This is a genomic window from Pseudonocardia xinjiangensis (genome assembly GCF_012911925.1).
Classification (GTDB): Bacteria; Actinomycetota; Actinomycetes; order Mycobacteriales; family Pseudonocardiaceae; genus Pseudonocardia; species Pseudonocardia xinjiangensis.
This window is the reverse complement of sequence record NZ_JAAXKY010000024.1, coordinates 1-13,470: the sequence shown is the minus strand read 5'-3', so window position 1 is coordinate 13,470 and position 13,470 is coordinate 1. Positions and strand designations below refer to the sequence as shown.

Here is a 13,470-nt window from a genome sequence, read left to right as displayed (position 1 = left end):
CACGACGCCCGGCAGCGAGTTACGCGAAACAGGCGAGCCGGAGGTCTGGCTCGAGCGCGGCTATCCAGCCTCCGTCCGCTGTGGACTCAGCCCAGCGGTGACAAGACGGCGACCGTGAGCAGCCCTGCTTCTCACTGGCGTGGACCATCCAGAGGCGTCGCCGGTACCTGATCGGCATTTCTGCCGTTGTCAGCGGCGACCGAGTCAGAGCTGTTTCGTCGTGAACAGGTTTGTCCCGTGGACCGCATGCACTTCCATCCGCCCGGTCTCAGTGAACTCGATCTTGGCCAGCACACGGCGAGAAGCGACGTTCCATTCCCAGACCGTGGCCCACAGCCGTTCGTATCCGGACGATCTCGCCCAGTCCAGAACCGCTGATGAGGCCTCAGTGGCGTATCCTTGACGCCAGACTCGGCGCAGCAGTTCGAACGCCAGTTCCGGCTCCCCGTCCGGCACTTTTTCGCTGTCGACCAGTCCGCAGTAACCGATGACGTCCCCAGTGGCTTTCCGCTCGACCGCCAGCAATCTGGACGACCATGGCCGGTTGGTGCGAATTGACTCTTCAATCTCCGCGACCGTGGGGCGTCCCTCGGCATCTATTCGACGGTGCGGCGGCACTCGTGGGTCCCGTTCGGTCCACAGCTCACGCTGGACGGCAGCCTCGGTCACCCGCCACGGTCTGAGCAGCAGCCGAGCCGTCTCCAGTACCACCTCGGGTTCCGGCGTCACTCCAGCTGCCATGACAGCAACAGTCTCACGGCCGCCGACAGCGCTCACGTACTCGAAACTCCGCTCGATCGGTTCGACCGTTGCCGGGGTGCCGAACCCGTCCGCAGTGCCCCGTCCCTCGTGGTCGCGCGCGCCGCCGCGGCTCTCGCAGGACCCCCACGACACTCGGCGTCGATACGTTACAGTTTGGTCTTGTAACTATTCGCCCCAACTCCACAGAGGAGCATCGTGACTGCTCAGCGGCCCACGCTCGTTCTTGTTCCGGGCGCCTGGCACCTCCCGTCCACCTGGAATCTGCTGCGCGGGGAGCTCGACGACCTCGGCTACGCCAGCCGCGCGGTGAAGCTGCCCACCACCGGCCCCGACCCGCGTGGCGGCCTGCGAGAAGACGCCGAGGCGGTCCGCGCGGCAACCGAGGCGATCGGCGGCCCGGTCGTCGTCGTGGCCCACTCGTACGGCGGGATCCCCGCCACCGAGGGCCTCGCCGACCTGCCCGACGTTCAGCAGCTCGTGTACCTGGCCGCGTACGTCCCCGACATCCACGAGTCGCTGTTCAGCCTGCACGGCGCTCCCGATCCCGACTCGAAGGAGGAGCTGTTCCCGATCGGCTCGGACCCGCGGGCCCGGCTTTACGCCGACGTTCCCGAGGCGGTCGCCGACCTGGCCGTCAGCCGGCTCGTCGACCAGCGCCGCCAGCCGTTCGCCGACCGTGCGACCCGGGCCGCGTGGCAGACCGTCCCGTCCACCTACATCATCACCGAAAACGATGCCGCAATCCCGGTCCGGATTCAGGAGCAGATGGCCCTTCGCGCGAAGAGCATCCGTCGGATCCCGACCAGCCACTCCCCGTTCCTGTCCCGTCCCGCCGAGCTGGCCGCGCTCCTCGACGAGATCGCCAGGGGCTGACCGAAAGATCACGCACGGGTATGGAGGTCTGCCTGAAAGGGCAGGGTGAAGCGGCGCCCTTCTCGACGACGCCGGCCCAGGGCGACCCCGCTCTGGACCGGCCAGGCCGTCCGCTCGAACCTTGCGTTGCACGCAGTTTCACGCAACGACGTTCTCCGCAGCCACGCGCCTTCGGCCGAGCTGAAGCGTCAGCAGCAGGGCGATCACGACGAGGCCGAAGCCTGCACTGAGCAGGGGGAGCGCCAGCAGGCCTCCAGCGCCGATCACGATTCCGCCGACCAACCCACCGACGGCGGTGCCGAGGTAGATCGCCGATGCGTTGAGCGAGAGCACCATGCCGCCGGTGGGAGCCAGTTCCAGCAGAAGGGACTGCATCGGGGGGTTGAACGCCCAGCTGAAGACAGCCCACAGGGCGAGGACCACGGCGGCACCCAGGACGGTGCTCCCGGCCGGCGAGAGCACCGCGACCGTGATGACCGACCCGCCGAGGAGGGCGAAGAGCGTAGGCACGGCGCCGAACCGGTCGGCAGCGCGGCCACCCCACGTGTTGCCTGCCATCGCCCCGATCCCGTAGATGAGCAGCAGGAGCGCGACGGTGGCGCCGTGGATGCCGCCCGTGGCGTTCAACAAGGGCGCCACGTAGATGAAGACGACCATTGCGGCGAGGACGTTGACCGCGGTCATCGCGAGCGCCGTCAGCACGCGCCAGTCAGCGGCGACGGCGAAGCGGCCACGCAGCGACACCACCGGGGGCCCCGGGAGGCGGGGTAGGCAGAGCGGCGCGGTGGCGGCGACCAGTGCGGTGACCACGGCCACCGCCCCGAAGACGCCGCCGTAACCGATCCTGCCGCCGAGCAGGTCGCCCGCGGGCACACCGACGGCGAGTGCCAGCGTCAGACCACCGAACACGATGCCGACGGCACGGGCGCGCTGGGCGGGCGGAAGCATGGCGGTGCAGACGAGCGTGGCGGCCGGTGTGTAGGCGGCCGCGCCGAGCGCGGTGATGATCCGGCCCACGATCAGCAGGGGGTACGTGGTCGCCAGTGCGGACAGCCCGTTCCCGACGGCGGCCACGACGAGAGCGGCAACCAGCAGAGTCCGGCGGTCCCACCGGCCGGTGAGGGTGCTGACCAACGGGGCACCGACGGCGTAGGCGATCGCGAAGGCCGTCGCAAGCTGGCCGGCAGCGGTCAGCGAGACACCGAGCTCCCCGCTCACCGCGGGAAGCACGCCCGACACCACGTAGGCGCTCGTGCCGACCGCGAAGGCACCGGCGGCGAGCAGATAGGTGCGCACGGACATCGAGAGCCTTTCGAGTCCTTGGTCGGATGATCGTCGTACTACCTGTTCCATCGAGGTCGAAGCTCGTCGCACAGGGCTACGCGGGCGACGGCTGTGAGGCCTTCCAGCCCGGCCCGCTCGACGTCTGCTCGCCGAACAGCGTCAGGTGACCTCCGCCCGCGCCCCCAAACCCGAACCACTGCGCGGGAGGTTCGTGGTGTCGTTGCGGTTCGCCTACAACGGCACCGCCGAGGACGGCGAGCGGCTGATCGCGCCGCTGCGCACGGTGGCTCCCGCAGTCCTGGACACCGTGCGGGACATGCCCTACACCGAGGTCGCGTCCATCCACAACGAGCCGACCGAACCGGTGCCCTACTACGAACGAGGCATCATGCTGCGCGAGTTCCCCGCGCAAGCGCTGGACAAGCTGGTCGAACTCGTCGGCCCGGACTCCGACACCACCCTGTGGATCGCCGAACTGCGCGCCCTGGGCGGGGCATGGGACCGGGAGCCGACAGTGCCCAACGCCGTGGCCACCAGGGGCCTGCCCTACAGCCTCTTGGGCGTCGCGGTGGGTCCCCTGCCGGAGGAGCAGCAGCTCAAGGCATCGGTCGCCGCACTGCTCGACGGCATGCAGCCCTGGCAGGGCGACCGGCGGCTGGTGAACAACCTCGCACCCGACGAGGCGACCGACGCCGCCGCGATCTACGGCGCGCAGCGCTACGAGCGCCTGGCAGCCATCAAGAAGACCTACGACCCGGCCAACATGTTCCGGATCAACCACAACGTGGCGCCGGCCGCCTGATCAGGCACCGGCCGACCGGGCGACGCCGGACGTGATCAACTCGTCGATCATGTCCGGCGCCGCCGACGGCGGTCCGGGTGAACTCACAGCTGCATTCGGCAGGACAGCTGCTACTCCGGCGACTGGAACGGGGCGCCGTCATCCCCGGGGACCGAGCGCGCTGAGCGTCGCGGTCGCGGAGGTTCGCCCAGGTGGAGCTGTCTGCGTGAGGTGATGTCGAGCTTGGCGAAGATCCGCTCCATGTGCCACTCGACGGTGCGCGGGCTGATGAACAGGCGGGCGCCGATCTCTGCGTTCGAGAGGCCTTCGCGGACCAGGCTGACGACCTGGGCCTCCTGGGGGGTGGGATCGATGGTGGTATCAATGCTGCGTTTGCGTGCGGACCCGTCGTGCGAGTGGTGGTCAGTTCGGGGTCTGCGCAGCGCCGCTCCGCGCGCCGTACCGAGGTGCGTCGGAATCCGCACCTTCCCACGGTGCCAGGTTCAGCAGCGCCATCCCCGCGCGGCGGGGCTGCTGGGGGGTGACCTCGAACTTGTTGTGCTTGGAGATCGTCTCGACGCTACTTGCCACGACGCCGCGTGACGTCCCCCGGTACATGCTGATGATCGAGCCATCCGCTGCGCCCGCCAGCAGGACCTCCCGCACCCGTTGCAACAGGAAGTCGAGGAACAGGTGTTCGCTCGAGCGTTGCCGGGGCAAGTTGGCCCACACCGTCAACAGGTGCGAGCCGGCGGGAGCGCCACTTTGATCATTCACCGACCATTCCATCACGATGGAACAGGCTCCGAACCGGCTCGTCGTCGAGGCGAGGTCGATCCCTCCACGGTCTGTGTGGGTTACGCGGACTGCGTCCAGCACAACGTCTCGGGCGATGAGATCGCCTACACCAGAACGAACGTCCACGGTGATCCTCCTGTGGGCCGTTGCCGTGCCGCGGGAGTCGTCAACCGGTCGCGGCTGGGGCTGGTCGCTGCCGCGTGGTTGCCGTGCCCTCGGTGGCGAGCCTGCTGGCGTGCGTGAAGGTTGTTGTGAAGGCTAAGCACCCGACCGCAAGTGGAGGCACAGCAGAGGGCCAGAGGAAGGTAAAAACCTCGCCCGGCGGTGGGCTCGCAGGCGCCAGAGGCCCCGAGTCGACCCACCCTCATGTGGATGGCGTCTCCAGCCGGTAGCCGAAACCCCGCAAGGTGATGATCCGTGGGACGGAGTCGGCGGTGGAGTGCTCCGCGAGGCGGCGGCGCAGCGCGGCGACGTGGACGTCAAGCGTCTTGGTTGAGCCGACCCAGTTCGTGTCCCACACGTCGGCCATCAGCGCCTCCCTGCTGACGGCCGAGTTCGGCTCGGCGGCCAGGCGAGCCAGCAGATCGAACTCCTTGGTTCGCAGTGTCACTTCGCGTCCGCCTACTGTCACCATCCGGCTGACGGAATCAACGGTGAGATCGCCGATCGAGGCCTGCAAGGGCGTCCTCGCCGCTGGTCCTCCGCGCCGCAGGTGCGCCCGGATCCGGGCGTGCAGCTCCGTCAACCGCATCGGCTTGGTGAGGTAGTCGTCCGCGCCGGCTTCCAGCGCCACGACGACATCCATCTCGCTGTCGCGGGCAGTGAGGACCACCACGACCGCTCTCGGCTGGGCAGTCCGCATCTGCCGGCAGACCTCCAACCCGTCGAGGTCAGGAAGTCCCAGGTCGAGCAGGACGAAATCAACTTCGGAGAGTGTCGACGCACGGAGAGCCGCTCGCCCCGTGCGGTGCCATAGGACGTGGTATCCGTGGGCTCGCAAGCTGGACTCGAGCACGGTGCCGATCGTCTCGTCGTCCTCCACCAGCAGGAGAAGTCCCATGCGCATCAGGATAGGGAAACTGTGCGCCGTTTGACTGACAAATGATCTACAAAGGTCTTGCCAACGTTTGGCAAAAAGAATTTAACCTTCGATATTACCCTTGCCGCGCGGCAGCGCACGTGCCTAACCTGACATGTCGGCCGCGCGCGTTGTGCTCCCTGTAGCGCCAGCGCGGATCCAGTTACAGCTCCGAGACACAGGTTACCCAACAACGCATGAAGTGGGAGCGAAGAGCACCTTTCGTCACGCCAACGAAAGCTTCTCACCGGTTATCTACTGCATCCCGACGCGCATGTCGCACACTTCTGGCAATAGATCGAAAAAACCCCCGTCATGGTGCAGGGAAGGCTCACGTTGTGGGAAACCCGTCGAGGTCCTGACGGCCGACAAGGCTGAGTCTCCCGCCGGCCGGCGCGAGTACGGCGGCCCGAGGACCGCCACCGAGCAGCTCTTCGCCGAGGTGCTGGCCGACGTCGCGGGGCTGGACCGGGTGTCCGTCGACAGCCATTTCTTCGCCGACCTGGGTACCGACTCGATGGTCATGGCCCGATTCTGCGCACGAGCCCGGAAGCGTGCGGATCTGCCGCCGGTGTCGATGAAGGACATCTACCAGCACCCGACGATCGGCACTCTGGCGAGGGCGCTCGCGAGCGACGACGAACCCGCCCCGGTCCAGGCGTCCACGCCTGCTCCGGTCGAGGTGGCGAAGGTGGCCGGCAGGGGCGAGTACGTCCTCTGTGCAGCGCTGCAACTCCTGACCTTCCTCGCGTACACCTACCTCGCCGCGCTCGTCACCGAGCGCGGATACGTGTGGATCTCCGGCGCATCGGGGGTGCTCGACCTCTATCTGCGGTCGCTTGTGTTCGGGAGCGCCGCCATGGTTGGTGTGTGCATTCTTCCGGTCCTGTTGAAGGCGTCCTGCAGGTGCTCAGCGGACTACTCGTGCTCACGCCTTCGGTGATCAGCGGCCTGGGTTTCCTGCTCGCCGAGGTCCCACAGCTCAACGCGCTGCTGGATCCCGGGCCCATGGTCTTCACGAGCTGGGACTTCTACCTCCACGCCCTGATCATCTCCGCCGTGCTCCTCTTCGGCGCGCTGCTCATCGGCCACCAGACTCGACCTCACCACCGCCGGCGAGTTGCCCGGCAAGCTCGCCCCGAAGAACAGGTACAACGTCGTCAGCATGGGCATCTATCTGCTGGTGCGCTGGTTCAATGTCTTCGTGGTCACCCTGTTCGTCCTGGGTGCCGTGGACCTCTACCCCTTGCTCGGTGCGTCGTCCATCGCCGCCGGTGCCCGTCCTTGCCGTCGTGTTCAGCGTCTTCTACGTCGTACTGGCCGAGCGTCTCGTCGCGGGATTCAAGAACCTCGAGCCCCGGTACTGCTCGATCTACGATCCGTACTTCTGGTGGCACGAGCGCTACTGGAAGCTCAGCGCGCAGCCGAAGATCCTGGACAGCACTCCGTTCAAGAACCTGGCCTGGCGGCTGCTGGGCGTCCGGATGGAAAGCGCGTCTTCGACGACGGCTGCAGCATCATCGAGAAGACGACGGTGACCCTCGGAGACCACTGCACACTGAACGCGGGGAGCCGGATCCAGTGCCACTCGCAGGAGGACGGAGCCTTCAAGTCCGACCGCATCACGATCGGCGCCGGCTGCACCCTCGGCACCAGCTCCTTGGTCCACTACGGCGTGACGATGGGCGACGGTTCAGAACTCGCTCCCGACGCCTTCCTCATGAAGGGCGAGGAGATTCCTCAGCGCGCCCGCTGGGCGGGGAACCCCGCCAGGGAGATGCAAGAGATCACTACTCGCGCTTGATGCCTCTGCCGGTTGAGGCGGTGGTGTTGCTCACGCTGCGCGCTGTGACGCGCCGACATCTCAGGTCCATACCGGACGGATCGGCGCAGTTCAGCGCAATTCCGACATTCACGCTCAATCGTTCTTCGATCAAGTACGCGTAGGCTGACGTCCAGCGCTTACTCAGTGAGAGGTCGGTTGTCGATGACTGGCGAACAGCAGGACTGGGACATCGTTTCGGGAGTCGGAATTACCGCACTGTCGGTGGCGGCCGCGCGCGCCGTGGACACCAGCCGGGCAGACGGTCTCATTCGGGATCCGTTCGCGGCCGCCTTTGTCGAAGCCGCGAGCCCGCCGCGCCCGATACCTACGCGTGCCGACGACATTCCCGCGGATGACCACACCTGGGGGCCGTTGTCCCGCCTCCTGGCCTTACGGTCGAAGTTCTTCGACGACTATTTCTTCTCCGCCACGGCCGCCGGGTTGCGCCAGGTGGTGATCCTGGCCGCCGGCCTGGACTGCCGGGCCTTCCGCCTGGATTGGCCGTCCGGGACCACGGTCTACGAGATCGACCAGCCACGCGTACTGGAGTTCAAGGACCAGGTGCTCGCCGGTCTTGGTGCGCGACCGGCCAGTGCGCGCCGCCTGGTCCCGGTCGATCTGCGCGACGACTGGGTCACCGCCCTGCGAGGGGCGGGGTTCGACTCGGCGCGGCCGACGGCATGGCTGGCGGAGGGCTTATTGCCCTATCTACCGGACGAGGCGATCACGCGGCTGATCGACGCCATCCATGAGCTTTCCGGGCCCGGCAGCACCGTCGGCATCGAGCACTTCGACAATGCACAGGCCGTTTTCGACGATCCCAAAGTCGCCGAAGGGGCGGACGACCGCGGAATCGACACGGGAGCACTGTTCGCGGGTGGATCGAAGAAGAGCCCGGACGAGTACTTGTCCAGCCTGGGCTGGCGGACGACCACCGAGTCGATTTTCGAGCTTTCCGACCGGTACGAGCGCCCTCTCGGCGGGGTCGAGTCTCAGCTGTTCGGTGGCAGGTACATCACCGGCACCTTGGGGAGATGAACCCGCCGTCTCGGGCAGACCGGATTCGTGGTCGGGCCGGCACATGCAGGTCGCGCTGCTCGCTATCGGCATCCAAGATCTGAATCATGGACCGGCCCGGGCCGGCGCCAGCACGACGAGCCATGGGGCGTCCTTCTCACGCGACGCTCGCCGTGGTCGGGGGCACCGCCGGTCGCGCTTCGACCGGCTCGGTGAACCAGCCGGCGTAGGTCAGCAGGAGACCGACGACGGCCAGGGCACCGAAGAACACGCGGGCCAGGGTCGTCGCGGTCGGCGAGAGCGCGGTGGCCTCGACGCCTGAGCGGATCACCGTGGGGGTGGCAAGGAGGAGCAGCCCCCGCAGGGCGACGAACCAGCCGAACAGCGACACCGTCATCGCGAGGGGGCCACGCCAGCTGCGGTGTCCGCCGATGATGACCAGTCCTCCGCCCAGCATCAGGGCCCCGAGCATCCCGGCCAGTACGGGTTCTGCGAACAAGTTGGTGGCCAGCCCCATCATCTCGGGCAGGCGGATCGCGAGAACAGCGGTGACGGTTGCGATGTAGGGCCCGAGGACGCGGGCGAACGCCCGGGTGCGTAGCTGCGCCTCGACGCTGGCTGGCTTCATGGTCGGTTCCTTTGTCGTGTGTTCGCGTCGGGCCGGTAGCCGGCCTGGCGTAGTACGGCGCGGAGGAAGTGTTCGACGTCGGCCGGGCCGGTGGTGTCCGGGCGGGTCGCGAGGTGTTGCCAGACCGCTCCGGTGAGCATGTCCAGCAGGACGTCCGGGTCGGTGTCGGGGGGCAGCTGCCCGCGTTCCCGAGCCTGCTCGAGCGCGTCTCGACGAGCTCGATCCCGATCTTTGCCGAACTGGTCGAAGTAGGTCCGGGCGAGCTCGGGGTGGTCCTCGATCGTGCCGTAGAGGCGCCGCAGCAGACGGCGTTGGTGCGGATCGGCGAGGACGTGCGCCCAGCCGGCCAGCAGATGTTCGACGTCGCGGATCTCGGGTCGGGGCGGGGGATCGCCGTAGGCGGCCTCGATCGTGGCGATGAGCAGCCTGGTCTTGTCCGGGAAGCGCCGGTACACGGTGGCCCGGGTGACTCCCGCACGCCGGGCGACCTGCTCGATGCTGGTGGCCTCCACGCCGCGCTCGACCAACAGCTCCAGGGCAGCGGTCAGGATGGCGGCGTCGGCCTCCCTGCTCCGGGGGCGGCCAGGAGCCGGCTCAGGACTGCTCACACGACATACAATACGGACCTGCTCCGTATTTAATCAAGCTGCAGCGGACCCGATCACTGCGACCTCCGGGGGAAGAGCAGGACGGGCTTGATCGTCCTGGCGGCCTCGGAGTCGGCGAACGCCTCGTTGATCTGCTCGAACGGATAGGACCTGATCAGCTTCTCGAACGGGAAGCGTCCCTGGCGCCACAGCTGCACCAGACGCGGGACGAAGTCCTGCGGCACCGAGTCGCCTTCGATGATCATCTTGAGCGACCACCCGCGCGTAATGGACAGACCGGTCTCAAAGCTCACCTCGGTGCCGGGAGCGGCCGCACCGACGAGACCGACCGTGCCCCGGATCGCCAGTGAGTCCGCGGCCTGGCGCAGCACGGACGGCACGCCCGTCGCGTCCAGCGCCACGTCCACCCCGCGCCCGCCGGTGATCTCCATGACGGCGTCCACCGGCGAGCCCTTGCTGCTGTCGACGACGTGCGTCGCGCCGAGCTCCGTGGCCATCCCCAGCCGGGACTCGTGGATGTCCACCGCGACGACGGTGGTGCAGCCGGCCACGAGGGCCGCCAGGATCGCGGCGGACCCGACCGCCCCGGCGCCGAAGATCGCGATCGACGAGCCGGCGCGGGGACGCAACGAGTTCAGCACTGCTCCCGCGCCCGTCATGAGCCCGCAACCGAGAGGCCCGGCGAGCTCGAGCGGGACGTCGTCGTCGACCTTGACGACGGAGCGTTCGGCGACGTTGGCGTGCGTCGCGAACGACGACTGCCCGAAGAACGGCGAGGAGATCTCCTGCCCGCCGTCCGTCAGCGTGGTGCTGCCGTCCGGCCTCCTGCCACCGAAGTTCAGGGGGTAGCAGTCGACGCAGTACATGGGGGAACCCGTCAGGCACTGCGTGCACCGGCCGCAGCTGTTGACGGTCAGGATCACGTGGTCGCCGGGCCGGACCGACGTCACCGCAGGTCCCACCGCCTCGACGACACCGGCACCTTCGTGGCCCAGCACGGCGGGCAGCGGGGTGGGATAGACCTGGTCCCGGACGACGGCGTCGGTGTGGCACACGCCGGTGGCGACCAGCGCCACCCTGACCTCGGTGGGCGCGAGATCGTCGAGCTCGAGGTCTCGGAGTTCGAACGGCTGGCCCGGCCCGACCGCGACGGCAGCGGTTGTCTTCATCGGCTCCCCTTGGTGCTCGTCGATGCAAGGGAGTCTGGGCGGCCGGGGTGGGAGGCGGGTAGGGGAAGAACACCTCACCGCTACCCGATTCCGCCCGCCGCGGCTCACGCGCCGCCGGTGACCTCGGGCCGCCCGTGGGCGTTCTGGGTGACCCAGGTCGCCACCTGCGCCCGGTTGGAGACGTTGATCTTGGTGAAGAGCCTCGCCACGTGTCCCTCCACCGTGCGGCGGGACAGCAGCAGCTTCGCGGCGATCGCCTTGTTCGTCAGGCCCCTCGCGATCAGTCCCGCGACCTCGCCCTCCCGTCGGGTCAGGACCGGTCCGTCCGGCAGGGCGGGCTTCCGCGCACCGGCCGGACCGGTCTCCCCACTCCTGAGGAGGTCCTGCCAGCGCACCCGGCCGTCGACGAACAGCGTGTCGAACAGCGGGCTGCCGAGGTGCGTGATCACTGTCTCCCGGCAGGCGGCGGAGTGCTCGGCGAAGTCCGGGCCGAAGGCGGCGATGTCGGCACCGAAGGACTCCCACATCGCGGCACTCGCGCCCAGCAGGCGGGCGGCCTCCTCGGGACGCTGCCGGGACGCGGCGATCCAGGCGAGCAGTTCCACGGTCAGCACGGTGCTGACGAGGTTGGCGTTGGGCGTCATCGCGAGTGCCCGGCGCGCCTGGGCCTCCGCGCTCCCGTCGAGGTCACCGCCGACGTCACCGCTGCGCCAGCGGTCGAACGCCTGCGCCCACATCGCCGCTCCCTGCGCCCACTCCTCACCGTGGCGCCGCGCGAGCCGGATGGATTCCTCACACCGCTCCTGCGCGGCGGCGTGGTCCCCCGTGTGGGAGAGGACCAGGCTGTACTGGAACGACCCCCACAGCACGGCCGCCGTGTCCCCGCACCGGCGCATGAGCGAGATGCCCCTGTCGAACTGCTCGGCCGCCGACGTGAGGTCGCCGCTGAACAGGCCGATGCTTCCGCGCAGGAGATGGCCGTACGCCTGCAGGTGCTCGTCGTCGAGGTCCCGTGCGAGCTGTTCGCACTCCTCGACCCGGGCTGCTGCGGTATCGCGTTGCCCGACCAGGAGCGCGACCCAGGCCGCCACCCAGAGCGCGTCCCCCCGAGCCCGAGTCGGGTGATGCGCGGCGCGCAGGACCTGCTCCAGGCGCCTGTGGCCGGCGGCGAGGAAGCCGCCGAGGGTCCAGTGGTACCGCAAGGCGGAGACCAGCTCCAGCGCCACGTCCTCCTCGCCCGGCTCGGCGAGCGAGAAGTCCATCGCGGCCTCGAAGTTGATGTTCTCCAGCCGCAGCCTCGTCAGGATGTCCGACTGGTCCGGGCCGCACCAGCGCTCGCACAGCTCGGCGGCGGTGCGGACGTAGTGGTCGCGGTGCCGGCGACGCACCTCGCACTCCTGCCCGGAGGCCGCCAGGATCTCGCCGCCGTACTGGCGAATGGTCTCGAGCATCCGGTACCGGACGCCCCGCGAGGTGAGGCGGGCGACGACGACGGACCTCGCGACCAGGTCGTCGACCAGGTCGACCACGGCTGCCGGGACGACGCCGGGGCCACCGCAGACGTTCTCCACGGCCTCGAGGTCGAACTCACCCGGAAACACGGACAGGCGCGCCCACAGCAGCCGCTGCTCCTCGGTGCACAGGGCGTGGCTCCAGTCGATGAGCGCGCGCAGGGTCTGCTGCCTGGACAACGCGAGCGGGTTGCCCCTCGTGAGGAGCGCGAAGCGATCGTCCAACCTCGCGACCACCTGCTCGACCGACAACGACCTCAACCTGCTCGCCGCCAGCTCGATCGCGAGCGGCAGCCCGTCCAGCCGAGCGCACAGCGACACCACCGCGTCCCGGTTGCCGGAGTGCAGGGCGAACGACGGCTGGACAGCCGTCGCCCGGTCGATCAGCAGGGCGACCGCGTCGCATCTGGACATGTCCTCCAGCGCGACGGCGCCGTCCACGTCGGGGAACGCCAGCGGCTCGACCGTCAGGACGTGCTCGCCCGCGATCTCGAGCGGCTGCCGGCTGGTCGCCACCACCCGCAGGCGCGGCGCGATGCGCAGCATGTGGTCTACGAGCTCGGCGCACCCGTCTCGCAGGTGCTCGCAGTTGTCGAGAATCACCAGTGCCAGCCGGTCGGCCAGGAAGTCGCGCACCTGCTCCTTCGCCCCCCGCGCCGAGAGCTCCTCGACGCCGAGCGCCGCCGCGACCGCGTCCGCGAGGCGGGTCACGTCGTCGATCGCGGCCAGGTCGACCAGCCACGTCCCGTCCGGGAACGCGCGCCGAATCCGGAGCCCGGCCTCGACGGCCAGCCGGGTCTTCCCCACGCCGCCCGGGCCGGTCAGGGTGAGCAGCCGTGAGGAGCCCAGCAGCCGGCGGACCTCGGCCAGCTCCGGCTTCCGCCCGATGAACCTGCTGTTCAGAGTCGGCAGGTTGCCCGTGGGCCGCGACACCCTGTCCTCCGTCATGACGTCCATCAAAGTGGCGTCCTTCCGCCCGGTGTTCGAGGAGCCGGCCGCAAGGCCGGGACGAATGACGTAGGCGCGTCGGGACATGCCTCCGGACGGGCCCGGTCATTCGCGAGTTACCCCGCACCCCCCGCGTCTCTAGCGTCGTTGTCGCTGCCCGTGACCCGCTCCCCCGACCGGGGCCGGAG

Annotated in this window: 15 protein-coding genes; 5 read left to right on the top strand and 10 right to left on the bottom strand. The window is 68.8% G+C overall.

The window, feature by feature from the left end:
* Window positions 1–204: 204 nt before the first annotated feature.
* Entirely contained in the window at window positions 205–741 is a 537-nt protein-coding gene (locus HF577_RS10135) for a GNAT family N-acetyltransferase (RefSeq protein ID WP_169395516.1), read from the bottom strand.
* Window positions 742–957: 216 nt separating this feature from the next.
* Between HF577_RS10135 and HF577_RS10130 the strand changes: the two genes are divergently transcribed.
* Window positions 958–1,635, top strand: a complete 678-nt coding sequence (locus tag HF577_RS10130) for an alpha/beta hydrolase (RefSeq protein WP_211174052.1) — start codon at window positions 958–960, stop codon at window positions 1,633–1,635.
* Between the two features lie 138 nt (window positions 1,636–1,773).
* Here HF577_RS10130 and HF577_RS10125 read toward each other — a convergent pair whose 3' ends face one another.
* Window positions 1,774–2,937 (bottom strand): MFS transporter, encoded by a 1,164-nt coding sequence (locus HF577_RS10125; protein ID WP_169395514.1) that lies wholly within the window; start codon window positions 2,935–2,937, stop codon window positions 1,774–1,776.
* A 145-nt stretch (window positions 2,938–3,082) separates the two neighbouring features.
* Between HF577_RS10125 and HF577_RS39655 the strand changes: the two genes are divergently transcribed.
* Window positions 3,083–3,721, top strand: coding sequence for a BBE domain-containing protein (locus tag HF577_RS39655; RefSeq protein ID WP_169395513.1), 639 nt, complete (start codon window positions 3,083–3,085; stop codon window positions 3,719–3,721).
* 110 nt (window positions 3,722–3,831) lie between these two features.
* Here the strand turns inward: HF577_RS39655 and HF577_RS10115 are convergent, their stop codons facing one another.
* The 3 genes from HF577_RS10115 to HF577_RS10105 all read right to left on the bottom strand — a co-directional run bounded on the left by HF577_RS10115 (window position 3,832) and on the right by HF577_RS10105 (window position 5,558).
* Window positions 3,832–4,185: a LuxR C-terminal-related transcriptional regulator gene (locus tag HF577_RS10115; RefSeq protein WP_169395511.1), complete on the bottom strand. Its 354-nt coding sequence runs from the start codon at window positions 4,183–4,185 to the stop codon at window positions 3,832–3,834.
* A complete protein-coding gene (locus HF577_RS10110) occupies window positions 4,124–4,624 on the bottom strand; it encodes a hypothetical protein (RefSeq protein ID WP_169395510.1) in 501 nt (166 codons plus the stop codon). Before HF577_RS10110 ends, HF577_RS10115 begins: the two co-directional genes overlap by 62 nt.
* A 238-nt stretch (window positions 4,625–4,862) precedes the next feature.
* Entirely contained in the window at window positions 4,863–5,558 is a 696-nt protein-coding gene (locus HF577_RS10105; protein ID WP_169395509.1) for a response regulator transcription factor, read from the bottom strand.
* A gap of 220 nt (window positions 5,559–5,778) precedes the next feature.
* Between HF577_RS10105 and HF577_RS37415 the strand changes: the two genes are divergently transcribed.
* Entirely contained in the window at window positions 5,779–6,519 is a 741-nt protein-coding gene (locus HF577_RS37415) for a phosphopantetheine-binding protein (RefSeq protein WP_211174051.1), read from the top strand.
* Here HF577_RS37415 and HF577_RS37410 read toward each other — a convergent pair.
* Window positions 6,495–6,749: a hypothetical protein gene (locus HF577_RS37410; RefSeq protein ID WP_211174050.1), complete on the bottom strand. Its 255-nt coding sequence runs from the start codon at window positions 6,747–6,749 to the stop codon at window positions 6,495–6,497. The two genes, HF577_RS37415 and HF577_RS37410, sit on opposite strands and share 25 nt — an antisense overlap.
* Here HF577_RS37410 and HF577_RS37405 point away from each other — a divergent pair.
* Together HF577_RS37405 and HF577_RS10095 are read left to right on the top strand one after the other, a co-directional pair.
* Window positions 6,742–7,380, top strand: coding sequence for a hypothetical protein (locus HF577_RS37405; protein WP_211174049.1), 639 nt, complete (start codon window positions 6,742–6,744; stop codon window positions 7,378–7,380). The two genes, HF577_RS37410 and HF577_RS37405, sit on opposite strands and share 8 nt — an antisense overlap.
* Before the next feature lie 183 nt (window positions 7,381–7,563).
* Window positions 7,564–8,439, top strand: coding sequence for a class I SAM-dependent methyltransferase (locus HF577_RS10095; RefSeq protein ID WP_169395508.1), 876 nt, complete (start codon window positions 7,564–7,566; stop codon window positions 8,437–8,439).
* A 136-nt stretch (window positions 8,440–8,575) separates the two neighbouring features.
* Here the strand turns inward: HF577_RS10095 and HF577_RS10090 are convergent, their stop codons facing one another.
* From HF577_RS10090 to HF577_RS10075, 4 genes are all read right to left on the bottom strand, one after another.
* Complete coding sequence (locus HF577_RS10090; protein WP_169395506.1) at window positions 8,576–9,046, bottom strand: hypothetical protein; 471 nt, start codon at window positions 9,044–9,046, stop codon at window positions 8,576–8,578.
* Window positions 9,043–9,654 carry a TetR/AcrR family transcriptional regulator gene (locus HF577_RS38110; RefSeq protein WP_169395505.1) on the bottom strand — a complete coding sequence of 204 codons (612 nt, stop codon included), beginning with the start codon at window positions 9,652–9,654 and terminating at the stop codon, window positions 9,043–9,045. Before HF577_RS38110 ends, HF577_RS10090 begins: the two co-directional genes overlap by 4 nt.
* Before the next feature lie 53 nt (window positions 9,655–9,707).
* Window positions 9,708–10,823 (bottom strand): NAD(P)-dependent alcohol dehydrogenase, encoded by a 1,116-nt coding sequence (locus HF577_RS10080; protein ID WP_169395504.1) that lies wholly within the window; start codon window positions 10,821–10,823, stop codon window positions 9,708–9,710.
* A gap of 104 nt (window positions 10,824–10,927) precedes the next feature.
* Window positions 10,928–13,282, bottom strand: coding sequence for an ATP-binding protein (locus HF577_RS10075; RefSeq protein ID WP_169395503.1), 2,355 nt, complete (start codon window positions 13,280–13,282; stop codon window positions 10,928–10,930).
* Window positions 13,283–13,470: the final 188 nt, after the last annotated feature.

What these genes read in the sequence shown, in the direction of transcription:
- HF577_RS10135 (WP_169395516.1), bottom strand. Translation starts at nt 741, where the DNA reads ATGGCAGCTGGAGTGACGCCGGAACCCGAGGTGGTACTGGAGACGGCT.
- HF577_RS10125 (WP_169395514.1), bottom strand. Translation starts at nt 2,937, where the DNA reads ATGTCCGTGCGCACCTATCTGCTCGCCGCCGGTGCCTTCGCGGTCGGC.
- HF577_RS10105 (WP_169395509.1), bottom strand. Translation starts at nt 5,558, where the DNA reads ATGGGACTTCTCCTGCTGGTGGAGGACGACGAGACGATCGGCACCGTG.
- HF577_RS37405 (WP_211174049.1), top strand. Translation starts at nt 6,742, where the DNA reads ATGGGCATCTATCTGCTGGTGCGCTGGTTCAATGTCTTCGTGGTCACC.
- HF577_RS37410 (WP_211174050.1), bottom strand. Translation starts at nt 6,749, where the DNA reads ATGCCCATGCTGACGACGTTGTACCTGTTCTTCGGGGCGAGCTTGCCG.
- HF577_RS10095 (WP_169395508.1), top strand. Translation starts at nt 7,564, where the DNA reads ATGACTGGCGAACAGCAGGACTGGGACATCGTTTCGGGAGTCGGAATT.
- HF577_RS10090 (WP_169395506.1), bottom strand. Translation starts at nt 9,046, where the DNA reads ATGAAGCCAGCCAGCGTCGAGGCGCAGCTACGCACCCGGGCGTTCGCC.
- HF577_RS10080 (WP_169395504.1), bottom strand. Translation starts at nt 10,823, where the DNA reads ATGAAGACAACCGCTGCCGTCGCGGTCGGGCCGGGCCAGCCGTTCGAA.
- HF577_RS10075 (WP_169395503.1), bottom strand. Translation starts at nt 13,282, where the DNA reads ATGACGGAGGACAGGGTGTCGCGGCCCACGGGCAACCTGCCGACTCTG.